This is a genomic window from Photobacterium sp. J15 (assembly GCF_963870815.1).
Taxonomy (GTDB): Bacteria; Pseudomonadota; Gammaproteobacteria; order Enterobacterales; family Vibrionaceae; genus Photobacterium; species Photobacterium marinum.
In genome coordinates, this window is record NZ_CAWMUI010000001.1 from 574,140 (window position 1) to 599,068 (window position 24,929).

Here is a 24,929-nt window from a genome sequence, read left to right on the forward strand (position 1 = left end):
TCAGCCCAAATACCTGATAAGTGAGACTGGTTATTTTTGATCTTAGGTCTCATCTTAGCGCTTTGCTTGTTCTTGCGCATGGTCGGTCAGATATCTGACTGCTAGTATTGGACAAATTGGATAAACGACCATGTTGAACGTTGAGGTTGTATATGTTGAGTGCCGACGAAAAAGCACGAGTAAAGTGGGCATGCCGCCGCGGTATGCTGGAATTGGATGTCATCATCATGCCGTTCTTTGAAGAGTGCTTTGATGAGCTGTCTGAGCAGGAGCAGCAGGATTTTATCGCTATGCTGGGCTGTGATGATCCGGACCTGTTTACCTGGGTAATGCAGCATGGTCGCAGTGAAGATCCGGCTATTGCCGCGATGGTGGATAAGATCGTTGCCCACAACAACAGCAAGCTTCGTTGATTCTGAGCTGATACCTTCCCGATTTTCTGTTGCCGCGCTGGTGGTTCTTTATTCCGGTGCGGCACTGTTACTCCTCTTTCTTTGGTTTCGTGCCGACATTCCTTTTGTCATTGTACTGTTCTGCTTCGACCTGTTGCTGCATGAGAGTTTGGCTTTGCTGACTTATTGTTATGCTCAGCAGGGCCGGTTGGTGATTAGTCGTGGCGGTGAAATTCGCTGGCAGATGCAAAAGTGGCATATTAAGCAGGTTAAAATCCGGAATCGTTTTTTCCTTTTATTGCGAATATCCAACCTGGCTGACAGTCGTTGGCTACTGATAGGTAGAGACAGTTGTGATGAGGCAACGTATCGGGCTTTATCACTGTTATGTTTCAATTCTGTGACTTTTCTTCCGTCGAAAGAATAAAAATATAAAATTTTATCGCGAGTCAAAAGTGACTCAAATATATGTATTCTCAATACATTATTCTGATATTATCGCGCGCCCTTTAGTTAAACCTCGCTGGTCGGACTTAAAGCAATAGTCTTGAAGGTCGATATAAGAGATCAGCGATACACGGTACCACTGTGGTACAGCTTTTTGACCCTCGCTTTGGGTTGTTGTTGGGCAGGATAATAGTAGTAATGAAAATTAAACATAAACTTATGGGACTGACCGCCTTGGCGGTGTCAGCCCTGTTGGTTGTTCTCGGTATGAGCTGGTTTGCTAATGAGCGGGCCATCAGAATTGAAAATGCTTCTGCCGCAGTCAGTCATTTGGAAGTGACTTTACTTAACTTGCGTCGTAATGAGAAAGATTTCTTGATGCGGATGGATTTGAAGTATCAGGGGAAATTCCAGAAAAACTACGATAGTTTCCAGTCACAGTTAAGTACGCTGAAATCAGAGCTGGATTCGTTGTCGATTGCGATTCCAAGCCTGGATGCCCTGCCGGGTGCAATGCACAACTACCACAAAGGAATGATGGCGTTAATTCAAGGCTATCAGACTTTAGGCCTGACGCCAGAGCAGGGGCTGAAGCGTGAATTCATTACCCGAGCTGAAGCGTTGGCGGAATCTGCCAGTGAACAGCGTTTGGATATCTTGGCTGCATCAAGCCTGATCCAGGCGGCCAAGCTGTTTATGGTGACCGGTAACGAAGACTTCCTGAAAGGGTTCCGTAATACAGCTGAATATTATGGACCGACGTTGCAACAGGACTTTGGCTTGATTTATACCAATTTCAGCAGCATTGCCGAACAGATTATCCGCCAGTACCAGACAGTAGGCCTGAACCATAAACAGGGACTTCGCGGTGATATCCGTAGTCAGTCGCACTCAGTGGAAAAAGTGTTCTCTGAAGTGGTTGAACAGCTTGAAGCAAAAGTTGAAGCTGAGCGTAGTACGACAGTCAAGGCGATCGTGTTTGCTATTGTCGTGGTTATGACCATGCTGATTGCCTTGTCATGGCTGATTAGCCAGTCAATCCAGCGCCGTGTTGAAGGCTTGAGCCGCCTGATGGCGACGATTGCTCGCAATAATGACCTGACTCAGCGGGCAGATGAGCAGGGTAATGATGAACTGGCTGATATGGCTCGTAATTTTAATGGCTTGCTTTCAAGCCTGCGCGGTCTGGTTGGCAATGTCCAGGAAGCGGTGACTGAGCTTGGCGCGGCTTCTGAGCAATTGCAGCGACGCAGTCATGAGTCAGAAGAAGCCATGGGCAAACAGCAGGCAGAAACAGATTCTGTCGCAACCGCAATCACCGAGATGGGTGTGACTATCCGTGAGATCGCATCTAATACCGAAAATGCCGCCGCTAATGCTGACCGTAGCCACAACGGTGCGCAGGAAGGACTGGGTGAAGTGACGGCAACGAAAGAGCGTATCCGTTCTTTGTCTGATGAACTGTCGGAAACCAGCGAAGAGGTGGCGAGCCTGTCGACCCTGTCCGGTAATATTGGTTCTGTACTGGATGTGATTAAGGATATTGCTGAGCAGACCAACCTGTTGGCTCTGAACGCAGCGATTGAAGCTGCACGCGCCGGTGAGCAGGGACGAGGCTTTGCCGTGGTTGCTGATGAAGTGCGTTCTTTGGCGATGCGTACCCGCCAGTCAACGGAAGAAATTACAACTATTATCGCTTCACTGCAGGAGCAGACAGATCAGGTTGTTGTTCATATCAGTCGTTGCCGAGAGCAGGGTGAGATGAGTGTTTCTCAGGCTGACAGTGCGGAAGAGAAAATCAACCAGATCATGGCAGATATGCAGACTATCATGGACACCAGTACTCAGATTGCGGCTGCGGTTGAGCAGCAGAGCCTGGTGTCTGAAGAGATTGGTCAGAATGTCACTTCTATTCGTGATATTACCAACCTGAACTCAACCGTTGCACACGAAAATGCCCAGGCAGCCAATGCTGTTGCCAATCAGGCAAGCTCGTTGGATCAGGCGATCGCCGAGTACCGGGTATGAGCCAGAGCTCCGGGTATAAGGTAACAGTGTAAGTATCGCGTAGCGTTGATGCCTGAACCTGATAAAAGTAACCATAGTAAAAAGCGAGAGGTGTAAACCTCTCGCTTTTTTGTCTTCTCTGTTTGTATTAGAGCTGAAATGCAGATGCTTTAAATCAGCATGGCTGATCCGGCGTCAGAATTGTTGGCAGGGAACCTTCCTGTTGCTCTGGGTAATCCAGGGTGTAATGGAGGCCGCGGCTCTCTTTACGCTCCATGGCACAACGAACCATCAGTTCGGCAACTTCCAGTAGGTTACGAAGCTCAAGCAGGTTGTTTGATACCCTAAAGTTGCTGTAGTACTCGTTGATTTCATCTTTGAGTAGTCGGATCCGGCGCATCGCACGCTCAAGACGTTTGGTGGTGCGTACTATGCCCACATAGTCCCACATAAACAGGCGCAGCTCATGCCAGTTGTGCTGGATCACGACTTCTTCGTCAGAGCAGGTTACCTGGCTTTCATCCCATGCCGGCAGGCTGGCTGGGATATCGACCTGATTCAGCTTCCCTAAGATGTCTTCGGCTGCCGACCAGGCATAAACCACACATTCCAGCAGCGAGTTAGAAGCCATACGGTTCGCGCCGTGCAGGCCGGTATAGCTGACTTCGCCGATGGCATACAAGCCATTCAGATCGGTACGTCCCTGTTGATCAACCAGCACGCCGCCACAGGTATAGTGAGCGGCCGGTACAATCGGGATCGGCTCTTTGGTGATGTCGATACCATAACCCAGCAGCTTTTCATAAATCGTCGGGAAATGCTTTTGAACGAAATCAGCCGGTTTGTGGCTGATATCCAGATACATGCAGTCGGCACCCAGACGCTTCATTTCAAAGTCGATTGCACGGGCAACGACATCACGCGGAGCCAGCTCGGCACGTTCATCAAAGTCCGGCATAAAACGGCTGCCGTCAGGACGACGCAGGTAAGCGCCTTCACCCCGCAGGGCTTCAGTCAGCAGGAAGTTGCGAGCCTCAGGATGGAACAGGCAGGTCGGGTGGAACTGGTTGAACTCCAGGTTCGCGACTCGACAGCCGGCACGCCAGGCCATGGCGATACCGTCGCCGGATGATACGTCCGGGTTCGAAGTGTACTGGTAAACTTTAGAAGCGCCGCCGGTAGCCAGTACCACGAATTTAGCGCGGACGGTTTCGACGTGTTCTTCGTCACGGTTCCAGATGTAGGCACCTAAAACACGGTTTGGCTGGTCGGTCTGACCTAGTTTCTGGTTGGTGATCAAATCCAGCGCGTTATGGCGCTCAAGTACTTCAATATTCGGATGGTTGTGAACATTATCCTGGAGCGATGTCTGAACGGCCATGCCGGTTGCATCGGCAGCATGAAGAATGCGGCGATGGCTGTGGCCGCCTTCGCGGGTTAGATGGTAGCGAGGTTTGTCACTGTCGTCCTGGTCGCCTTCTTCGCGGTCAAATGGTACGCCGCCGTCAATCAGCCATTGGACACAATGCTTGGCATTTTCAGCAATAAAGCGCACGACATCTTCATCGCATAAGTGGGCTCCCGCGATCAGAGTATCCTGGACATGGGAGTCAACACTGTCCGACTCATCAAATACGGCTGCGATACCGCCCTGGGCATAGTAGGTAGCCCCTTCGCTGCGTGGCCCTTTGCTAAGTACCATCACTTTTCCCAATGGTGCAAGGTGCAAGGCTAGAGACAAACCGGCAGCGCCACTACCGACGACTAATACATCGCATGTATGTTCACGATTCTCGTTCATATCGATTTCATATCCCTGTGGTAATCGAACTATGTTATCAAATTACGTCTCAATTGTTCATTTTTGACTGTTGATTAACAACTTACCGGCATGACACGGTATAATGTCCAATGAATCGGGATGATATACTGCGATATTGCGGGAAAAAAAGCGCGCACTATTAATGAGAAATTATTTCTTTAATGGACGGGAACTTTGCATCTCTGCCCGAGTCTTAGATAGTGCTCATGCTCATAAATTTCGTACCTCTCTGTTTTGGTTAAGCTTTACATAACAGAGACACCAGAGTGTTCGGGCCTGGTGAGGCCGATATGGCTGAGGCGAAATCACGAGTGCAAGACAGACATAGGAGTACACGCTCGAATGAGCGAGCAGCAAACTGATCAGGTATTAATAGAACGGGTACAGCGAGGTGACAAACAGGCATTTAACCTGCTGGTGGTGAAGTACCAGAATAAGGTATGTAACCTGGTGGCGCGTTATGTCGGTAATTCCGGTGATGTGCCGGATGTCGCTCAGGAAGCGTTTATTAAAGCATATCGTGCTTTGCCTACATTTCGTGGGGAGAGTGCGTTTTATACATGGCTGTACCGAATTGCCGTTAATACGGCAAAAAACTATCTGGTAGCTCAGGGGCGGCGTCCGCCAGCTAAGGATGTTGATGCTGAAGAGGCTGAATACTACGAAAGTGGCAATGCCTTGAAAGAAATATCGAACCCTGAGAACCAAATGTTGTCAGATGAATTGAAGCGGGTTGTCTTCAGTACTATCGAAGCATTACCGGATGATCTTAAGACGGCAATTACTTTGCGAGAGCTGGATGGTTTGAGCTACGAGGAAATTGCAGACGTCATGGAATGCCCGGTGGGTACAGTAAGATCACGAATTTTCCGTGCTCGGGAGGCGGTTGAAAAACGAATCCGTCCTCTTATGCAGCGTTAAGTGTTTAGCCAAACGGTGAACAAAAATGGCTGATAAAGAAAAAATCTCGGCATTATTAGATGGCGAAGAGCTGGATCAGAGCATTATCAATGCATTGGCTGTTGATGATGACAGTCAGCAATCATGGCAGAACTTCAATCTGATCGGTGATGTAATGCGAGGTGAAGCCCCGCAGCATAAAGATTGGGATATTGCAGCAAGTGTTGCCATGGCGCTGGAAAATGAACCTGCGCATACAGGCATGATGGAGACAGAAGCAGAACCTGCGCCTGTCGTTCAGTTACAAACGGTACGTGAAACGGTTGAATCACAGCCGACACCGCAACAGGCCAAACGCACAATGCCAATCTGGCTGACCCAGTTCGGTCAGGTAGCGATGGCCGCCTGCGTGTCATTGGCGGTGATTGTTGGTGTGCAACAATATAACGGTGGTGATGACAGCGTGGTGGATTCACCGGCTGATTCTCAGCTTCCGGTTCTTCAGACCATTCCTTTTTCCGGCACTGCCGAGCCTGTTAGTCTGACCCGGGATTCTGTTCGTACCAATAACCATAATGCACCAAGTGAGGCTCAGGTGATGGAGCAGCGCCGACGTATTAACGCGATGCTTCAGGATTATGAATTGCAACTGAGATTGAATGCTGATGATGGCAGTATTGATAAATCATTGCTTGAAACAAACTGATCTGGCGGATAAATGAGAAAAATTCTGGTCGGTGTGATGACACTGGTCAGCCTGATGGTGCCATTGCAAGCCTCTGCTGAAGAAGCGGTTTCTTCGGCCGAGGCTTTGTTGCATCAAATGGACAAGGCTAGCCGGGAGCTCAGCTATGAGCTGTCCTACATCCTCATAAAGAAAAACAGTATTGAACCCCTACGTTATCGTCATGCCGTTCAGGATGGCGAAGTCTATGCTCACCTGATTTATCTCAGCGGACCGCCGCGTGAGGTGATTCAGCGGGGTGATGAGGTCAGTTACTTCGAGCCTGGGCTTGACCCTTTTACTATTAATAGCAATAAGATGGTGGCACCTTTGCCACCGATTATGCGGTCGGACATTGATGCGCTGGCCGGGTATTATGATTTTATCCCGATGGGACGTGCCCGTGAAGTCGGGGTTGCCTGTGATGTGGTGCGGATTGCTCCGAAAGACGGTGCGCGTTATTCCTATCTGCTCTGGATTGATACCCGCAGCAAGTTGGTGATGCGTGCTGATTTGCTTGACCGTGACGGTGAACCGTTGGAGCAATACCGTGCGGTGTCTTATGTTGTTAACCCTAAGGTCGCTGAAGTGCTGCAAAGTCTTGAAGGCATTGAGCTGCCGGCAGTGGTTCAGCTACCTCCGCAACCTCAGGCGGAGCTGGGGTGGAAGGTTAACTGGTTGCCTCAGGGCTTCGAGTCTGTTTCTCACAACCGCCATCGACTGATACTGACTGAACGCCCGGTTGAGAGTAAAATGTTTACAGATGGTCTATTCAGTTTTTCAATCTATGTCTCGGCCGCGGACAGCTTCACTGTTCGTGAACAGCTGGTTCGTCAGGGGCGCAGAACATTGCACAGCCATCTGTTGAAAGGTAAAGAAGTTACAGTGGTCGGAGATATTCCACCGGCTACAGCGCGACGGGTTGCTGAATCTGTTGCGTTTACCGCCGGCGCAGTCAGTCCGGCAGGAGAAAACACACCATGATGCGTTCACTTGCAACAGTGGTGGCAGTGGAACCGGGCGCTATTACGGTCAGCTGTCAGCAGCAAACAAGCTGCGGCCACTGTGCATCCCGTGACAGTTGCGGAACCGGTATTGTCAGTAAAGCCGTACCGGGCCGCAGTCATTTAGTCAAAATTCCTACTCGGGAAAAAGTCTCTGAAGGCCAGTTGGTGGAAATCGGGTTGCCTGAAAAGAGCATGCTGCATTCCGCTTTGCTGGTATATATGCTGCCTCTGCTATTCTTGATACTTGGAGCTGCATTTGGTCAGTGGTTTTTTGTCGATTTGGCTGGTAGCGGGGAATTGGGAGTTATCCTGGTTGCCGCTGTCAGTACCGCTGTAGGTATGTTGCTGGCCCGTCGTCTGGCTAAACGTGTTGAAGGGCTGTCAGCTTACAAACCGGACCTGATTCGGGTACTGGGCAACCCTGTTCATGAAGATAGGGTGATAAATGCCGCATCGAAAGATAGCGACTAGCGGTGAAATTCGGTAGAATCTGCCAACTTGATCTGTAGATCTTATTCTTTTTTAATCACGAGTTAGTCACGCCAATTCATGAAGCACATTCGTAACTTTTCGATTATTGCACATATCGACCATGGTAAGTCGACCTTATCTGACCGTCTGATCCAAGTTTGCGGCGGCCTTTCCGATCGTGAAATGGAAGCGCAGGTTCTGGATTCCATGGATCTTGAACGCGAACGCGGTATCACCATCAAAGCCCAGAGCGTGACGCTCGATTACAAGGCGAAAGATGGTGAAACTTATCAACTTAACTTTATCGACACCCCGGGACACGTTGACTTCTCATACGAAGTATCCCGCTCGTTGGCTGCCTGTGAAGGTGCCCTGCTGGTTGTCGATGCAGGCCAGGGCGTAGAAGCGCAGACACTGGCAAACTGTTACACAGCTATTGAAATGGATCTGGAAGTGGTGCCGATTTTGAACAAAATCGACCTGCCGGCGGCCGATCCTGAGCGTGTATCTGAAGAAATTGAAGAAATCGTTGGTATCGACGCGTTGGAAGCTACGCGTTGTTCAGCGAAAACCGGTTTGGGTGTTGAAGATGTTCTGGAAAACATCGTAACCGCAATCCCGGCACCGGAAGGTGATCCGGAAGCGCCGTTGCAGGCACTGATCATCGATTCTTGGTTCGACAACTACCTTGGTGTTGTTTCTCTGGTTCGTATCAAGAACGGCGAGCTGAAGAAAAACGACAAGATCAAAGTGATGAGCACCGGCCAGGTATGGGGTGTGGATCGCATTGGTATCTTTACGCCGAAGCAAGTTGACACTGATATCCTGCGTACTGGTGAAGTAGGCTGGGTTGTTTGTGGTATCAAGGACATCCTTGGTGCACCGGTAGGTGATACCCTGACTCACGCTAAAAATGGCAGTGAAGAAGCACTTCCTGGTTTCCAGAAAGTGAAACCTCAGGTATACGCGGGTTTGTTCCCTGTATCGTCTGACGATTATGAGAACTTCCGTGACGCACTGGGCAAACTTAGCCTTAACGATGCATCACTGTTCTACGAGCCAGAAAACTCAGCCGCGCTGGGCTTTGGTTTCCGCTGTGGTTTCCTTGGCATGTTGCACATGGAAATCATTCAGGAGCGTCTGGAGCGTGAATACAACCTTGATCTGATCACCACGGCACCGACAGTAGTGTACGAGGTGAAAAAGACCAGCGGTGAACAGATTTATGTCGACAGCCCGGCCAAGCTGCCAGCGGTAAATGATATTGATGTGATTGGTGAGCCAATCGCACGCTGTAATATCCTGGTGCCGAGTGAATACCTGGGTAACGTTATTACCCTGTGTATCGAAAAGCGCGGTGTTCAGGTTGACATGGTCTACCACGGTAACCAGGTTGCGCTGACTTACGACATTCCGATGTCGGAAGTGGTTCTGGATTTCTTCGACCGTCTGAAGTCAACATCCCGTGGCTACGCGTCTCTGGATTATAACTTCCAGCGTTATGAAGAGTCTGACATGGTACGTGTCGACATTCTGCTTAACGGTGACCGTGTTGATGCGCTGGCTATTATCACTCACAAAGATAATGCTCAGTACCGCGGCCGTGAGCTGGTAGAGAAAATGAAGGAATTCATTCCTCGCCAGATGTTCGATATCGCTATTCAGGCGGCAATCGGTAACCACATCATTGCGCGTTCTACGGTGAAGCAGCTGCGTAAAAACGTAATCGCAAAATGTTACGGTGGTGACGTAAGCCGTAAGAAGAAACTGCTGCAGAAGCAGAAAGAAGGTAAGAAACGTATGAAGCAGATCGGTAACGTCGAGCTGCCTCAGGAAGCGTTCCTGGCTATTCTGCATGTCGGCAAAGACAAGTAAGTAACTACTTAACTCATTGTCGTTGCCTCAGTATGTATATCTGTTGCCGGAGTCGGTTCCGGCAGGCTGAAGCAATTGATAATGAGCAGTGCAGCAAGGTAACTTGCTGCACTGTTACATTTATTAGGGATTAAAATGGCAAATACTTTTTCGCTAATTCTGGTACTGGCAACGCTGGTCACCGGGATCATTTGGGCTCTGGATAAGTTTCTCTGGGCGCCGAAACGTCAATTGAAAATTGAAGCAGCGGCTGCAAATGCCGGCGATCAAGTCGATGCCAAAACCCTACAAGCCGTAGCACCGCAACCGAGCTGGGTGGAATCAGCCAGTTCAATGTTTCCGGTGATTGCGTTAATAATGGTATTTCGCTCATTTATTTATGAGCCGTTCCAGATCCCATCCGGCTCTATGATGCCGACGTTACTCGTGGGAGACTTCATCCTGGTTGAGAAATACGCTTACGGTCTGCGTGATCCTGTTTTCCGCCACAAGCTGGTTGAAACTGGTGAGCCGGAGCGTGGTGATATCGTGGTCTTTAAGTTCCCGCCTCAGCCGCAGATTGACTACATCAAGCGTGTTGTGGGTATGCCGGGCGACACTGTTCGTTACACGGCCCACAAGCAAATCTGTATTGCACAGAAAGGCTCTGCTGATTGTACACCGGTACCACTGACGGAGATGACCGACAGTGATTTCAGCCAGGGCATGACACGCCTGGTGCAGTTTACTGAAAAACTGGGCGAGCAGGAGCACCAAATCCTTGTTCATCCGCTTAAGCGTGACCGTACTCTGGCTTATCAGCCGCGTCCGGGCGTGAGTGAGTGGGTAGTTCCTGAAGGCCAGTATTTCGTTATGGGTGATAACCGGGATAACAGTGCAGACAGCCGTTACTGGGGCTTTGTGCCTGAAGCCAACTTGGTTGGTAAGGCGGTCGGGATCTGGATCAGCTTTGAGTTTGAACGGGGTGCTGATAGCGTTCTTCCATCTTGGATTCCTACCGGTGTGCGTTTCAGTCGCATCGGTGGCATAAACTGATCGGGATAAAATGACATCTCCTGCAAACAGGCTTCAGCGTAAGCTGGGCTACCAATTTAACAATATTGATTTAATGACATTGGCACTGACTCACCGTAGTGCCAATGGTACGCATAACGAGCGTCTGGAATTTCTGGGTGACTCTATTCTGAGCTTCGTGATCGCCGATGATCTCTACCATCGCTTCCCGGCGGTAGACGAAGGTGACATGAGCCGTATGCGTGCAACACTGGTTCGCGGTAAGACTCTGGCTGAGCTGGGCCGTGAATTCGACCTGGGTGATCACCTGCTGCTTGGTCCGGGCGAGCTGAAGAGCGGCGGTTTCCGTCGTGACTCGATCCTGGCTGACTGTGTTGAAGCGATCATTGGTGCGATTTACCTTGATAGCGATATCGAGACAGTACGTAAGATCGTACTGGGCTGGTATCAGACTCGCCTGGAAACGATCAAGCCTGGTATTAACCAGAAAGATCCGAAGACACGTCTGCAGGAGTGCCTGCAGGGACGTCGCTTGCCGCTTCCGGCATATACTGTAACTAAAGTGCAGGGTGAAGCTCACAATCAGGAGTTTACCGTGCAGTGTGAAGTGGCAGGCCTGGATAAGCCTGTTATCGGTAAAGGCGGCAGTCGGCGCAAGGCAGAGCAGGCAGCAGCAGAAGTTGCGCTTAAGCAGTTGGAATCATGACAGATAAGACACATTGCGGCTTTATTGCCATCGTAGGTCGACCGAATGTAGGTAAATCGACGCTCCTGAACCGTTTGGTTGGACAGAAGCTGTCTATTACTTCCCGTAAGCCACAGACAACCCGTCACCGCATCATGGGTGTAGATACCCGTGACGGTTACCAGGCTGTTTATGTGGATACCCCGGGGCTGCACATTGAAGAAAAACGTACCATTAACCGCCTGATGAACAGAGCTGCGAGCAGCTCGCTGACCGATGTCGAGCTGGTACTTTTTTTGGTCGATGGCACCATGTGGACCAAAGACGACGAGATGGTACTGAACAAGCTGGCTAAAGCTCAGCTGCCGACTGTCCTTTTGGTTAACAAGGTCGACAACGTTAAGGATAAGCACGAGCTGTTCCCGCACTTGCAAGAGCTATCAAGCAAGATGGAATTTGTCGATGTGGTTCCGGTTTCTGCGAAGCACGGCACCAACATTGATACGGTTGAAAAGATTGTTCGCGACCACTTGCCTGAAGGTGAATACTACTTCCCTGAAGAGTATGTGACGGACCGTTCTCAGCGCTTTATGGCCTCAGAAATCATCCGTGAGAAGCTGATGCGCTTCACCGGTGATGAACTGCCTTACTCAATTACTGTTGAAATTGAGCGCTTTGACTACAACCCGGATACCGATGGCTTTGATATCAACGGCTTGATCCTGGTTGAACGTAAAGGCCAGAAGAAGATGGTGATCGGTAAGGGTGGTGACAAGATCAAGACCATCGGCCGTGAAGCCCGTCTTGATATGGAAGAGCTGTTCGAGCGCAAGGTTTACCTTGAGCTGTGGGTTAAGGTGAAATCTGGCTGGGCTGATGACGAACGTGCACTGCGTAGCCTGGGTTATATCGACGACCTGTAAGGGGCACCATGGAGGGGCTTCAACGCTGTTTTGTCCTTCATTCTCGCCCCTATAGCGAGACGAGCCTGATCCTTGATGTTTTCAGTGAGGACTCAGGCCGTATTACGCTTTTATCGAAAGGAGCGCGCCGTAAGCGCTCCAACCTCAAAGGGGCGCTCCAGCCCTTCACCCCGCTTTTTATGAAATGGTCAGGCCGAGGATCAATGCCTGTGCTGACCCATGCCGAACCTATCAGTATCAGCCTGCCGATGCGCAGCTATATTTTGTATTCCGCGATGTATGTCAACGAACTGCTGGCGCGGGTATTGGAGAATGACACTCCCTATCCAATGCTGTTTCTGGACTACCTCAATGTATTGCGTGAGCTGGCGCAGGCTGAGAACCCGGAACCGGCATTGCGTCGTTTTGAGCTGGCACTGTTACAGCACCTTGGCTATGGTATTGATTTTCTTCATTGTGCAGGCAGTGGCTTACCGGTCGAAGACTGTATGACCTACAACTACCGCGATCAAAAAGGTTTCATTGCATCCATGGTCGTCGGTCAGTTGTCGTTTACCGGCAATGAACTGAAAGCTATTGCTGCCCGGCGTTTTGAAACTCCGGAACAACTTCGTGCCGCAAAACGCTTTACACGCATAGCCTTGAAGCCGTATCTTGGCGGCAAACCATTAAAAAGCAGGGAATTGTTTATCCCTAGAGGAAGGAGTACCGGAAAATGAACAACATCTTACTCGGCGTGAATATCGATCATATTGCAACATTGCGTAACGCCCGAGGTACTCGTTACCCTGATCCGGTTCATGCGGCAGAGGTGGCAGAGCGTGCAGGCGCTGACGGTATTACCGTTCACCTGCGTGAAGACCGCCGTCATATCAAAGACCGTGATGTCCGTATTTTGCGCGAAACCATCCAGACCCGAATGAACCTGGAAATGGCTGTGACTGATGAGATGGTCAAGATTGCCCTGGAAACCAAGCCGGATTTCGTGTGCCTGGTACCGGAAAAGCGTGAAGAGCTGACAACAGAAGGTGGCTTGGATGTGGCTGGTCAGCTGGAAAAAGTGAAAGCAGCGACAGAAAAACTGAGTGCTGCGGGTATTAAAGTATCTCTGTTTATCGATGCTGACCGTGAGCAGATTGATGCAGCGGTTGCTTGTGGTGCACCGTATATCGAACTGCACACCGGCCATTATGCTGATGCCGAAACTGAAGAAGCTCAGCAGGATGAGCTGAAAAAAATTGCGGCAGCAGCAAGTTACGCCAATGATCAGGGTATCAAAGTGAATGCCGGTCATGGCCTGACTTATCACAACGTGAAGCCGATTGCGGCACTGCCGGAAGTGTATGAGCTGAACATCGGCCACTCGATTATCGGTCGTGCGGCATTTGACGGCTTGCAGCAAGCTGTTGCTGACATGAAAGCAATTATGCTGGAAGCCCGTCGTTAATGGCGATTGTCGGGCTGGGTACAGATATTGCCGATATTGAACGGGTAGAGAAAGTCTATGCTCGTTCTGGTGAAGCCTTTGCTGAGCGGGTGCTGTCACCATCCGAGCTGGATATCTTCAACGGCTTGAAACAGAAAGGTCGTTACCTGGCCAAGCGTTTTGCCGTAAAAGAAGCTGCATCTAAGGCTATCGGTACTGGTATTGCCTGTGGTGTCAGTTTTCAGGATTTTACCGTTAGTAACAATGAGCTGGGTAAGCCCATTTTGACGTTATCCGGTAAGGCGGCTGAATTGGCAGAAAGCATGGGTATTCAGCATGTTCATCTGACAATTGCTGATGAGAAGAAATACGCGGTTGCGACCGTTATTTTAGAAAGTTAGTGATTGAACCCTGAATGAAAAAGGCGAGCTTTTATGCTCGCCTTTTTATTTTCGGAGACCTTTTTTAGAGGCGGGGACATTAAGGCCGGTATGCCTTAGATGCCTTCACCACATTGTTCATCTCGTCGATCAATTCAAATAGCTCCGGCTCGATATCTTCGACGCTGGCATTCGCCTTGAGCTCGGTTTCAATGGTGTTACACAAGTTTTTCAGGCGCGGAACACCACTGTAGGCACAGCTGCCGTGCAGTTTGTGAATAGGCGGCCACAGCTCTATGTCTTTGCCGTCCAGCGCCTCGTTGACCAGCATCTCTACTTCGGGCATGAAATCAAGCAGCATTTGCAGCATATCTCTGGCCAGTTCTTCTTTTCCGGCCGCTTGTTTCAAAGCCAGATCCCAGTCCCAGCTGACGTTATTATCAACCATTGGCACAGCGGAGTCTGTTACAGTTTCATTTACCGCCTGCTGAGCCGCTTCTGCGTCATTCGGGTGCGTCCATTTGGCCAGAATCTGTTGCAGAATGTGTTCTTCAATCGGTTTGGTCAGATAGTCATCCATACCTGCATCTAGCAGTCGTTCTCGCTCGCCTACCATCGCATGGGCTGTTACCGCAATCACTGGAGTGTGTTGGTTCAACTCAGTTTTGTGGATCTCCTGACTGGCCGTCACCCCGTCCATTTCCGGCATCTGGATATCCATAAAGATCAGGTCAAATGCTTTCTGGCTGGCATACTCAACAGCTCTGCGTCCGCCGGTAGCCGTGATCACTGTTTCTACCCGCTCGCTAAGCAGTGCGGAAATCAGTTTCAGGTTGGCCGGGTTGTCGTCTACCGCCATAACGGTCAGTGGCTGGATCGTACTAACCGGTTCCGGTAGTTGTGGCTCTGGTTCAACCAGCATATCCGGTTCACTGATCAGGGACTCAAGCAGTTTGCGGTGAGCCAGAGGTTTTGGCAGGCAGGCGGTTACGCCAGCGTTAACTAAACGCTCGGATAGGGCCAGTTCGGTAGTCGGCAGGCTGACCATTACCTTGTCAGCCAACTGCTCGGCCTTGAAGACCATATCGAGCAGAGTGGCAATAGGTGGCTGTTCGCCCGGTGCCAGATTGAGCAGGGCAAAGTGGTGGTGCTCGGCATCGTCTGGCATTGTTGAACGGTAAGTGACATGAAGACCGGCTCTGATCAGGCGTTGCTGGATCACGGATGCGGCCTGCATATTTGGTTCAATCAACAGCAGTTTCTTGTCGGTCAGTGATGAGGTATCAATTGGCTGAGATACAGGCAGATCGGTTTTGGTCAGGCGCAGGGTAAACCAGAAGGTCGAACCCTGGTGCAGACGACTGGTCAGGCTGATTTCGCCACCCATCTGGGTCACCAGTTTCTGGGTGATCACCAGCCCCAGACCGGTACCGCCATAGCGGCGAGAAATGCTGGCATCAGCCTGGCTGAATGCCTGGAACAGTTGGGCCTGTTGGCGTTCAGAAATACCGATACCTGTATCACGAACCATAAACTGCAGATCGATGTTGGCATCTTTGTCGGTCTTCAGCTCGACGGATACATCAATGTTACCGCGCTCGGTAAACTTCACTGCGTTGCCGATCAGGTTGGTCAGCACCTGTTGGATGCGGAGTGGGTCGCCAATGAGTCCGGCCGGAATGCGGTCATCAATTTTCAGCGTCAGTTCCAGGCCTTTTTCATGGGCACTTGGTGCCAGCAGTTTCATCACTTCATCCAGCGATTCGGTGAAGTCGAACGGAATGTTTTCCAGCAATAGTTTACCGGCTTCCAGTTTCGAGAAATCGAGGATGTCATTGATGATGGTTAACAGGTTATTGGCGGATTTCTCGATCGTTTGCAGGTAATCCTGCTGGCTTGAGCTGAGGCGGGTTTTCAGCATCTGGCGGGTAAAGCCTATAACGCCATTCAGCGGGGTACGCAATTCGTGCGACATGTTCGCCAGGAACTCGGATTTCACCCGAGCTGCTTCCTGGGCGCGTTTCTTGGCTATGTCGAGTTCAACGTTCTGGATTTCCAACTGCTCAAGGGTTTCACGCAGATCTGAGGTCGCCTGGTCGATACTCTGCTGCATTTCGATATGGTATTCGGACAGCGAAACAGCCATGGCGTTGATACCGTTTTTCAGCGTATCCAGCTCACCCAGCAGCTGCCCTTCAATCCGGACATCAAGGTGTCCGCGACGGATCCGGTCTACCACACTGACCATGTGGGAGATTGGGCGGGTGACGTCTTTCATCAGGCGGTAGGCAAATAGGGATGACAGTGTCAGGCCTAGCAGAAGCACCATCAGAGCCGTGAAGACTTCCTGGTATTGCTGCAGGCGCAGGGCACTCAGATCCAGCTCAAGGGCGATATAACCTAGTGTTTCAGCCCGGTAGCCGGGATAAGACGCACTGTTGAACTGGCCTTCTTTCAGAATTGGCGCGCGCAGGATCAGTGAGTTTTCATTGAGCTGGGTTTCCAGTAATAAAGGGACCTGCTGATCATCCGGATACATCAGAGCTTCGAAATTCCGGTGGAAATTCGAGGTAACGAACAGTTCGTTCTTGGCATCAAAGACGGCAATACTCCGTACGATTTGCGAATGCTTGCGGTGAGCATAGCTGATTAACCTGCGAACGGCCTCACGGTTGTGATCTGTCATACCGTATTCGGTTGAAATCGCAAGAGGTTCGATGATGCTGGCACCGGTTGATATAAGCTGATGTTCAAGATCTCGGTATCGGCTCATTGTGAAAAATGCGCTCAACAGCAGGCCAATAATCAGCGTCGGTGCTAATGTCAGGGTGAAGACCCTGGCACGGAGTCCATATTTGGTCATGGTTATCTTAATTACAAGAGTGCGATTCTGTGGGAGAATTGTCATCCATTTGTGGCCGTTAGCTTAATGAAACTAAGGCTGTTCGACAATCAACTAATACCAAACTGCTGACAAGGTCACTCAGTTTGGTCTACCTGTTCCGTGAGTCAAAACACTATGGCACGCTTTTTTAAGCCCCAAAAACGAAAAGTAACCGATACCAAGCATAAAGAAATCGAGATCAGCCGCCTGGATCATCTCGGCGCGGGTATTGGTCATCTCAACAAGAAACCGGTTTTCGTCGACGGTTTGCTGCCTGGCGAAAAAGCCCTGGTGCAGTTTACGGAAGACAAGAAACAGTTTGCTCGTGCCAAAGTTATTAAGCGTCTGAGCGACAGCGAAGCGCGTATTAAACCTCATTGTCCAATCTATGACCAGTGCGGCGGTTGTAACCTGCAGCATTTATCGCACCAGGGCCAGGTAGAAGCAAAGCAACAGGCACTGAAAGAGTTGATGAGTAAGTTCGCTGCAACGGATAAGCAGCAAGAGTTTGCTCTTGAAGCGCCGATTACCGGCAGCGAGCGTCACTACCGCCGTTGCACCCGCTTTGCGGTTAAACCGGGAGGCGGCAAACTACAGTTTGGTTTCCGCCGTAAGCAGAGCAAAGAAATTGTCGATGTTGAGCACTGTCCGGTGCTAGCTGAATCGCTTAATGAATTGCTGCCGTCGCTGCGCAGCCTGCTAGGACAACTGAAAGGCCAGAAGCACCTGGGTCATGTCGAGCTGGTGGAAGCCGATAATGGCCGGGTGGTACTGATCCGCCATCTGCAACCGTTCTCTGACAAAGATATGACCTTGCTTCGTCAGTTTGCTGAGCAGCACGATGTTATTCTGTATTTAGCGCCAACATCTGATTCAATTGATAGAATTTCTGGTCAGGCTCCGTATTATGAACTGGACGGGATGAAGTTGTATTTCTCCCCGAAAGACTTTATCCAGGTCAACCGGGATGTGAACAGGCAAATGGTACAACAGGCAATGGACTGGCTGACCGTTGAGCCGGAAGATCGTGTTCTGGATCTGTTCTGTGGCCTGGGGAATTTCAGCCTGCCGCTGGCAAAACGGGCAAAATCGCTGGTCGGTGTTGAAGGTGTTGATGAAATGGTGCATCGTGCCAGTGATAATGCATTGATTAATAACCAGGGAAATGCTTCATTTTATCAGGCAAACCTGGAGCAGGATGTCACAGAGATGGCATGGGCCAAAGAGCCATTTAATAAGATTTTGCTTGACCCTGCCCGCGCCGGTGCTGCCGGTGTAATGCAGCATGTTATTAACCTGAACCCGGAAAGGGTTGTCTATGTGTCGTGCAACCCGGCAACGCTGGCTCGGGACAGCCAGGTGCTGCTGAAGCAGGGATATCAGTTGGAGCGGTTGGGTATGCTGGATATGTTCCCGCATACCGGGCATCTAGAATCTATGGCGTTGTTTACCAGAATTTAAACAGCGCCCGGGGATTAGTGTTTAATCACGTTTAGAGAAAGACAGGAAAGAGAAATGGTCGCAGTTCGCGGTGCGCATTTGAAGGAAAATCATACATTCGAGCCCGCTGCTTGGGTTGAAAGCCTGAAGCAGGAGCCAAAGGTTGCCAAACATGTGTTGAAGGCTTACCAGCGGTGTATCGAATTAACGACAGGGGATAAGTCAGCGCCGCTATTGTTGTGGCGTGGCCGCGAAATGGTGGAGATCCTTGTTACTCTGAGCATGGACAAAGATACTCTGGTCGCAGCCCTGTTATTCCCTGTGGTTGAAGCTGGGCTGTATGAACCTGAGCAGCTCAACGAAGATTACAACAACACTATTTTGCAAATGGTTACCGGTGTCAGCCAGATGGCTGCAATCGGTCAGCTCAACGCCACCACTGAAGGGGCGGCACAATCGGCACAGGTTGATAATATCCGCCGTATGCTGCTGTCGATGGTAGATGATTTCCGCTGCGTGGTTATCAAACTTGCTGAACGCATTTGTAACCTGCGTGAAGTGAAGGATGAGCCGGATGAGGTGCGCCGCGCTGCAGCGAAAGAGTGTGCCAATATCTATGCCCCGCTGGCGAACCGCTTGGGTATCGGCCAGCTGAAGTGGGAAATTGAAGATTACGCCTTCCGTTATAACCACCCGGTTACCTACAAACAAATTGCTAAACAGCTTTCCGAGCGCCGGATTGACCGTGAGCAGTACATTGAACGCTTTGTAAATGACTTAGCGGAATCGATGAAAGCGTCTCAGATCCGGGCCGAGGTACATGGTCGCCCGAAGCATATCTACAGTATCTGGCGCAAGATGCAGAAGAAGAGCCTGGCGTTTGACGAATTGTTCGATGTGCGTGCAGTTCGTATCATCGCCGAGGAGCTGCAGGATTGTTACGCCGCGTTGGGGGTGGTTCATACCAAGTACCGTCATTTGCCGAAAGAGTTTGATGACTATGTCGCCAACCCGAAACCTAACGGTTATCAGTCGATCCACACAGTAGTGCTGGGGCCGGAAGGTAAAACCATCGAAATCCAGATCCGAACCAAGCAGATGCACGAGGAATCGGAGCTGGGTGTGGCTGCGCACTGGAAGTACAAGGAAAGCGGTTCATCTTCGGGCGGTGCACGCTCTTCCTACGACGAGAAAATTAATTGGTTGCGTAAGCTACTAGCCTGGCAGGAAGAGATGTCAGACTCCGGTGAGATGCTTGAAGAGCTGCGTAGCCAGGTGTTTGATGATCGCGTCTATGCTTTCACGCCGAAAGGTGATGTGGTTGACCTGCCGTTAAACGCAACGCCACTGGACTTTGCCTACCACATTCACTCTGAAGTCGGGCACCGTTGTATCGGTGCCAAGGTGGAAGGACGCATTGTCCCATTCACCTATCGTCTACAGATGGGCGATCAGGTGGAAATTATCACTCAGAAAGAGCCGAATCCGTCCCGCGACTGGCTGAACCCGAATTTGGGTTTTGTTACCTCAAGCCGCGCCCGAGCCAAGGTACATGCCTGGTTCCGCAAGCAGGATCGCGACAAGAATATTGCAGCTGGTCGAGAAATTCTGGAAATAGAATTGGCAAAAATCGGTGCAACATTGAAAGATGCTGAAGCTTATGCGCTTAAGCGATTCAATGTAAATTCGCCTGTTGAACTGTATGCCGGTATCGGTAGCGGTGATCTGCGTATCAACCAGGTTATTAACCACATCAATGCACTGGTGAACAAGCCGACTGCTGAGGAAGAAGACCAGCAATTGCTGGAAAAACTGACCGAAGCCGGAGCTAAAGGTGCAGCCAAGAAACCACACCGTGATGCGGTGGTAGTGGAAGGGGTTGATAACCTGATGACTCACCTGGCACGCTGCTGTCAGCCGATTCCGGGCGATGATATACAAGGTTTTGTCACCCAGGGCCGTGGTATTTCCGTTCACCGTAGCGATTGTGAGCAGTTGGATGAGCTGCGCCATGTGGCACCTGAGCGTATCATCGATACCGTCTGGGGCAGTGGTTTTGTCGGCAACTACAACATCACGGTGCGGGTAACCGCTTCGGAGCGTAACGGCTTGCTCAAAGATCTGACCAATACTTTCGCTAATGAGAAAGTCAAAGTGTCAGGCATGAAGAGCCGTGTCGACTTTAAGAAGCAGATGTCGATTCTTGACTTCGAACTTGAACTGACAGATTTGGAAGTGCTGGGTCGGGTATTGAAGCGGATTGAGCATGTAAAAGATGTCGCTGAAGCCAAGCGACTGTACTAGTCTTTTGCACTAGCGCAAGATAAAAACAATAAGCGGGGAGCCAGTGCTGCCCGCTTTTTTTTAACAGATAAAAGATATTTCCGTATGAGCAACAAGCAGCAAGCACCTATTGAACACCTGGTTGAAATTATGGCAACCCTGAGGGATCCGGAAAATGGGTGCCCTTGGGATCTGAAGCAGAGCTTTGCCACGATAGTGCCGCATACCCTTGAAGAAGCGTATGAAGTGGCGGATGCGATTGAGCAGCAAAACTGGGATGACGTTCGCGAAGAGTTGGGAGACTTGTTGTTTCAGGTGATTTTCTACAGTCAATTAGGCAAAGAGCAGGGACTGTTTGATTTTGATGATGTAGTCAGCGGCATCAATGAAAAGTTGACCCGTCGCCATCCACATGTGTTCGGTGAGGCAGAGTTTGCCGATGAAGCCGCCATCAATGCGAACTGGGAAGCGGAGAAGGCTAAGGAGCGCGAGGCGAAGGGCGAAGACATCAGTATTCTGGCCAATATACCGAAAGCAATGCCGGCATTGACTCGTGCCGATAAAATTCAGAAGCGTTGTGCCAAGCACGGTTTTGACTGGGATAGCATTGGCCCGGTGGTTGATAAGGTCAGGGAAGAAATTGACGAAGTGATGGATGAAGTCATCCAGGTGTCACCTGAACAGCATAAGATCGAAGAAGAAGTCGGGGATTTATTGTTTGCTGCGGTGAACTTAAGCCGGCATCTGAAGGTGAAACCAGAGCTTGCCCTGCAGCGCGCCAACAGGAAATTTGAGCGTCGTTTTCGCGAAGTTGAAAAAAGTGTGCTAGAACAAGGAAAGCGTCTTGATGACTGTTCGCTGGAAATGCTCGATCAGGAGTGGGAGAAGGTCAAAAAACAGGAAGGTTAGGCCGAACAAATGGATAGTTCACGGAGGGGCGTTGCTTTATATCATATGACTCAATAGTCATGCTGTTCGGTATATTTGATTTGAGACAAAAAAAAACAGCTAATGCTGTGATAGTTTTCACGTTGTGGCGATAAAGTGTGTCTGGTATACTAATTTCCCGTCCAGATACATTTTAATCCTCTACACCAATCTTCCAGGTTAAACATGACAACGAATTACATTTTTGTTACGGGCGGTGTTGTTTCCTCCCTAGGTAAAGGTATTGCTGCAGCATCTCTGGCAGCTATTCTAGAAGCACGTGGTCTTAAAGTGACCATGATGAAACTAGACCCTTACATTAACGTTGATCCAGGCACAATGAGCCCGATTCAACACGGTGAAGTATTCGTTACGGAAGACGGTGCAGAGACCGACCTTGACCTGGGTCACTACGAGCGTTTCATCCGTACTAAGATGACTAAACGCAACAACTTTACTGCTGGCCGTGTTTATGAAGACGTGCTGCGTAAAGAGCGTCGTGGTGACTACCTTGGTGCAACTATTCAGGTTATCCCACATATTACTAACGCGATCAAAGAGCGCGTTATTGCTGGTGCTGAAGGCCACGACGTCGCGATTGTTGAAGTTGGTGGTACTGTTGGTGATATCGAATCTCTGCCATTTATGGAAGCTATCCGTCAGCTAGCGGTAGAACTGGGTCGTGATCGTGCAATGTTCACTCACCTGACTCTGGTTCCTTACCTGGCAGCGGCGGGCGAAGTGAAAACCAAGCCAACCCAGCACTCAGTTAAAGAACTACTTTCTATCGGTATTCAGCCAGACGTTCTGATCTGTCGTAGCGATCGTATGATCCCTGCGAACGAGCGTGCGAAAATTGCTCTGTTCTGTAACGTTCCAGAGAAAGCTGTTATCTCGATGAAAGACGTAGATTCTATCTACAAGATTCCACAGCTTATCAAAGCGCAGGGTCTTGATGACCTGGTATGTAAGCGTTTTGGTATTACAGCGCCAGAAGCTGATCTGTCTGAGTGGGAACAGGTAATCTACGAAGAAGCGAACCCGACAGCCGAAGTAACTATCGGTATGGTTGGTAAGTACATCGAACTGCCAGATGCATATAAGTCAGTGAACGAAGCACTGAAGCACGCAGGTCTTAAGAACCGTCTGTCTGTGAAAATCAAGTATGTTGATTCACAGGATGTTGAGTCTAAAGGTACTGAAGTACTGGAAGGCCTTGACGCAATCCTGGTACCAGGTGGTTTCGGTAACCGTGGTGTTGAAGGTAAGATCCTGACTGCGAATTATGCACGTGAAAACAAGATTCCTTATCTGGGCATCTGCCTGGGTATGCAGGTAGCACTGATCGAATACGCACGTAACGTTGCTGGTCTTGAAGGTGCGCACTCAACTGAGTTCGACCCTGAGACTAAAAACCCTGTTGTTGGCCTGATCACAGAATGGGTTGATAGTGAAGGTAACGTTGAAGAGCGTAATGAAACATCTGACCTTGGCGGTACAATGCGTCTTGGTTCTCAGCTGTGTCACCTTGCAGAAGGTTCAAAAGCGCGTGAACTATACGGTAACCCAACTATTCATGAGCGTCACCGTCACCGCTATGAAGTAAACAACAACCTGCTTCCTAAACTGGAGAAAGCGGGTCTGAAGATTTCTGGTCTGTCTGCAGACAAGAAACTGGTGGAAATCATCGAGATCCCTAACCACCCATGGTTTGTGGCTGCTCAGTTCCACCCTGAGTTCACCTCAACGCCTCGCGATGGCCATCCTCTATTTGAAGGCTTCGTGAAAGCGGCTGGAGACAACCAGCGCGGTGAGCTAACTAAGTAAGGATTACGGATAGCTGTAGCGGTTATGGCTGCAGCTATTTTTTTAGCTTTTAATTTGAAGATAAAGCAAGAGGAAACACAATGTCTAAGATCGTTAAAGTTCTAGGTCGTGAAATTATCGATTCTCGTGGTAACCCAACTGTTGAAGCGGAAGTTCACCTAGAAGGCGGTTTCGTAGGTATGGCAGCTGCGCCATCTGGTGCATCTACAGGTTCTCGTGAAGCTCTTGAGCTACGCGACGGTGACAAGTCTCGTTTCCTAGGTAAAGGTGTTCTTAAAGCTGTTGAAGCTGTGAACGGCCCAATCGCTGAAGCTCTAGTAGGTAAAGACGCTAAAGCTCAAGCTGACATCGATCAGATCATGATCGACCTAGACGGCACTGAGAACAAGTCTAACTTCGGTGCAAACGCAATCCTAGCTGTATCTCTAGCGAACGCTAAAGCTGCTGCAGCTGCTAAAGGTATGCCTCTATACGAGCACATCGCTGAGCTAAACGGTACTGCTGGTCAGTTCTCTATGCCTCTACCAATGATGAACATCATCAACGGTGGTGAGCACGCTGACAACAACGTTGACATCCAGGAATTCATGATCCAGCCAATCGGTGCAGCAACTCTGAAAGAAGCGCTACGCATCGGTGCTGAAGTATTCCACAACCTAGCTAAAGTTCTTAAAGGCAAAGGCCTGAACACTGCTGTAGGTGATGAAGGTGGTTTCGCTCCTAACCTAGAATCTAACGCTGCTGCTCTAGCTGCAATCAAGGAAGCTGTTGAGCTTGCTGGTTACGAGCTGGGCAAAGACGTAACTCTTGCTATGGACTGTGCTGCTTCTGAGTTCTACAACAAAGAAGAAGGCATCTACGACCTTAAAGGTGAAGGTAAGAAATTCACTTCTGAAGAATTCAACCACTACCTAGAAGGCCTAGTTGCTCAGTACCCAATCGTATCTATCGAAGACGGCCTGGACGAGTCTGACTGGGATGGTTTCGCACACCAGACTAAACTTCTTGGCGATAAGATTCAGCTAGTTGGTGACGATCTGTTCGTAACTAACACTAAGATCCTAGCTGAAGGTATCGAGAAAGGCGTAGCTAACTCAATCCTTATCAAGTTCAACCAGATCGGTTCTCTGACTGAAACTCTGGCTGCAATCAAGATGGCTAAAGACGCTGGTTACACTGCAGTTATCTCTCACCGTTCAGGTGAAACTGAAGATGCAACTATCGCTGACCTGGCTGTTGGTACTGCTGCTGGCCAGATCAAGACTGGTTCTATGAGCCGTTCTGACCGTGTTGCTAAGTACAACCAGCTGATCCGTATCGAAGAAGCACTAGGTGAGCGTGCTCCTTTCAACGGTCTGAAAGAAGTTAAAGGCCAAGCTTAATCGCTGACCTGACTTCTGGCTGACTTGTCAGCTTCAGAATATGAACCGCCTCTTTTGGAGGCGGTTTTTTTTTGCGTGCGCCGTACATCTAAATTTAAGGGGAAAACTTGCCC

Annotated in this window: 21 protein-coding genes; 19 read left to right on the plus strand and 2 right to left on the minus strand. The window is 49.9% G+C overall.

The annotated features are described in order from the left end of the window. The first annotated feature begins 152 nt into the window (after nucleotides 1-152). The 3 genes from AACQ93_RS02835 (at nucleotide 153) to AACQ93_RS02845 (ending at nucleotide 2,867) form a co-directional block, all read left to right on the plus strand. Nucleotides 153-413 carry an FAD assembly factor SdhE gene (locus AACQ93_RS02835; RefSeq protein WP_007466368.1) on the plus strand — a complete coding sequence of 87 codons (261 nt, stop codon included), beginning with the start codon at nucleotides 153-155 and terminating at the stop codon, nucleotides 411-413. Further along, nucleotides 385-819, plus strand: coding sequence for a protein YgfX (locus AACQ93_RS02840; protein WP_064602012.1), 435 nt, complete (start codon nucleotides 385-387; stop codon nucleotides 817-819). Before AACQ93_RS02835 ends, AACQ93_RS02840 begins: the two co-directional genes overlap by 29 nt. 218 nt (nucleotides 820-1,037) lie before the next feature. Beyond that, the gene (locus AACQ93_RS02845; protein ID WP_064602014.1) at nucleotides 1,038-2,867 is read left to right on the plus strand and encodes a methyl-accepting chemotaxis protein; all 1,830 of its coding nucleotides are present in this window, start codon (nucleotides 1,038-1,040) and stop codon (nucleotides 2,865-2,867) included. Between the two features lie 154 nt (nucleotides 2,868-3,021). Here AACQ93_RS02845 and nadB read toward each other — a convergent pair whose 3' ends face one another. Continuing rightward, on the minus strand, nucleotides 3,022-4,647 hold the full coding sequence (gene nadB / locus AACQ93_RS02850) for an L-aspartate oxidase (protein WP_064602028.1): 1,626 nt from the start codon (nucleotides 4,645-4,647) through the stop codon (nucleotides 3,022-3,024). Between the two features lie 363 nt (nucleotides 4,648-5,010). Here nadB and rpoE point away from each other — a divergent pair, with 363 nt between their 5' ends. From rpoE to acpS, 11 genes are all read left to right on the plus strand, one after another. After that, nucleotides 5,011-5,589, plus strand: coding sequence for an RNA polymerase sigma factor RpoE (gene rpoE / locus AACQ93_RS02855; RefSeq protein ID WP_064602030.1), 579 nt, complete (start codon nucleotides 5,011-5,013; stop codon nucleotides 5,587-5,589). A gap of 25 nt (nucleotides 5,590-5,614) precedes the next feature. Beyond that, nucleotides 5,615-6,274 carry an RseA family anti-sigma factor gene (locus tag AACQ93_RS02860; RefSeq protein ID WP_064602033.1) on the plus strand — a complete coding sequence of 220 codons (660 nt, stop codon included), beginning with the start codon at nucleotides 5,615-5,617 and terminating at the stop codon, nucleotides 6,272-6,274. Nucleotides 6,275-6,286: 12 nt separating this feature from the next. Next, a complete protein-coding gene (gene rseB, locus AACQ93_RS02865; RefSeq protein WP_064602036.1) occupies nucleotides 6,287-7,276 on the plus strand; it encodes a sigma-E factor regulatory protein RseB in 990 nt (329 codons plus the stop codon). Further along, nucleotides 7,273-7,770 (plus strand): SoxR reducing system RseC family protein, encoded by a 498-nt coding sequence (locus AACQ93_RS02870; RefSeq protein ID WP_064602040.1) that lies wholly within the window; start codon nucleotides 7,273-7,275, stop codon nucleotides 7,768-7,770. Before rseB ends, AACQ93_RS02870 begins: the two co-directional genes overlap by 4 nt. Nucleotides 7,771-7,848: 78 nt before the next feature. After that, a complete protein-coding gene (gene lepA / locus AACQ93_RS02875; protein WP_064602042.1) occupies nucleotides 7,849-9,645 on the plus strand; it encodes a translation elongation factor 4 in 1,797 nt (598 codons plus the stop codon). A 135-nt stretch (nucleotides 9,646-9,780) separates the two neighbouring features. Beyond that, complete coding sequence (gene lepB / locus AACQ93_RS02880; RefSeq protein WP_064602047.1) at nucleotides 9,781-10,680, plus strand: signal peptidase I; 900 nt, start codon at nucleotides 9,781-9,783, stop codon at nucleotides 10,678-10,680. A 10-nt stretch (nucleotides 10,681-10,690) separates the two neighbouring features. Further along, a complete protein-coding gene (gene rnc, locus AACQ93_RS02885; RefSeq protein WP_007466378.1) occupies nucleotides 10,691-11,365 on the plus strand; it encodes a ribonuclease III in 675 nt (224 codons plus the stop codon). After that, nucleotides 11,362-12,267, plus strand: a complete 906-nt coding sequence (gene era / locus AACQ93_RS02890) for a GTPase Era (protein WP_064602050.1) — start codon at nucleotides 11,362-11,364, stop codon at nucleotides 12,265-12,267. The genes rnc and era overlap by 4 nt, the downstream gene beginning before the upstream one ends. Nucleotides 12,268-12,275: 8 nt before the next feature. Next, the gene (gene recO, locus AACQ93_RS02895; protein WP_064602053.1) at nucleotides 12,276-12,986 is read left to right on the plus strand and encodes a DNA repair protein RecO; all 711 of its coding nucleotides are present in this window, start codon (nucleotides 12,276-12,278) and stop codon (nucleotides 12,984-12,986) included. After that, nucleotides 12,983-13,714, plus strand: coding sequence for a pyridoxine 5'-phosphate synthase (gene pdxJ, locus AACQ93_RS02900; protein WP_007466381.1), 732 nt, complete (start codon nucleotides 12,983-12,985; stop codon nucleotides 13,712-13,714). Before recO ends, pdxJ begins: the two co-directional genes overlap by 4 nt. Continuing rightward, complete coding sequence (acpS, locus tag AACQ93_RS02905) at nucleotides 13,714-14,094, plus strand: holo-ACP synthase (RefSeq protein WP_064602056.1); 381 nt, start codon at nucleotides 13,714-13,716, stop codon at nucleotides 14,092-14,094. The genes pdxJ and acpS overlap by 1 nt, the downstream gene beginning before the upstream one ends. Before the next feature lie 79 nt (nucleotides 14,095-14,173). Here acpS and barA read toward each other — a convergent pair whose 3' ends face one another. Then, nucleotides 14,174-16,936 (minus strand): two-component sensor histidine kinase BarA, encoded by a 2,763-nt coding sequence (gene barA / locus AACQ93_RS02910; protein ID WP_064602059.1) that lies wholly within the window; start codon nucleotides 16,934-16,936, stop codon nucleotides 14,174-14,176. A gap of 156 nt (nucleotides 16,937-17,092) precedes the next feature. Between barA and rlmD the strand changes: the two genes are divergently transcribed. The 5 genes from rlmD to eno all read left to right on the plus strand — a co-directional run bounded on the left by rlmD (nucleotide 17,093) and on the right by eno (nucleotide 24,816). Then, entirely contained in the window at nucleotides 17,093-18,418 is a 1,326-nt protein-coding gene (gene rlmD / locus AACQ93_RS02915) for a 23S rRNA (uracil(1939)-C(5))-methyltransferase RlmD (RefSeq protein ID WP_007466384.1), read from the plus strand. A gap of 54 nt (nucleotides 18,419-18,472) precedes the next feature. Then, a complete protein-coding gene (gene relA, locus AACQ93_RS02920) occupies nucleotides 18,473-20,701 on the plus strand; it encodes a GTP diphosphokinase (RefSeq protein ID WP_064602062.1) in 2,229 nt (742 codons plus the stop codon). A gap of 84 nt (nucleotides 20,702-20,785) precedes the next feature. Continuing rightward, nucleotides 20,786-21,589, plus strand: coding sequence for a nucleoside triphosphate pyrophosphohydrolase (gene mazG / locus AACQ93_RS02925; protein WP_064602065.1), 804 nt, complete (start codon nucleotides 20,786-20,788; stop codon nucleotides 21,587-21,589). A 204-nt stretch (nucleotides 21,590-21,793) separates the two neighbouring features. Beyond that, the gene (locus AACQ93_RS02930) at nucleotides 21,794-23,434 is read left to right on the plus strand and encodes a CTP synthase (protein WP_064602067.1); all 1,641 of its coding nucleotides are present in this window, start codon (nucleotides 21,794-21,796) and stop codon (nucleotides 23,432-23,434) included. An 80-nt stretch (nucleotides 23,435-23,514) separates the two neighbouring features. Continuing rightward, complete coding sequence (gene eno / locus AACQ93_RS02935; protein WP_007466388.1) at nucleotides 23,515-24,816, plus strand: phosphopyruvate hydratase; 1,302 nt, start codon at nucleotides 23,515-23,517, stop codon at nucleotides 24,814-24,816. Nucleotides 24,817-24,929 lie beyond the last annotated feature (113 nt).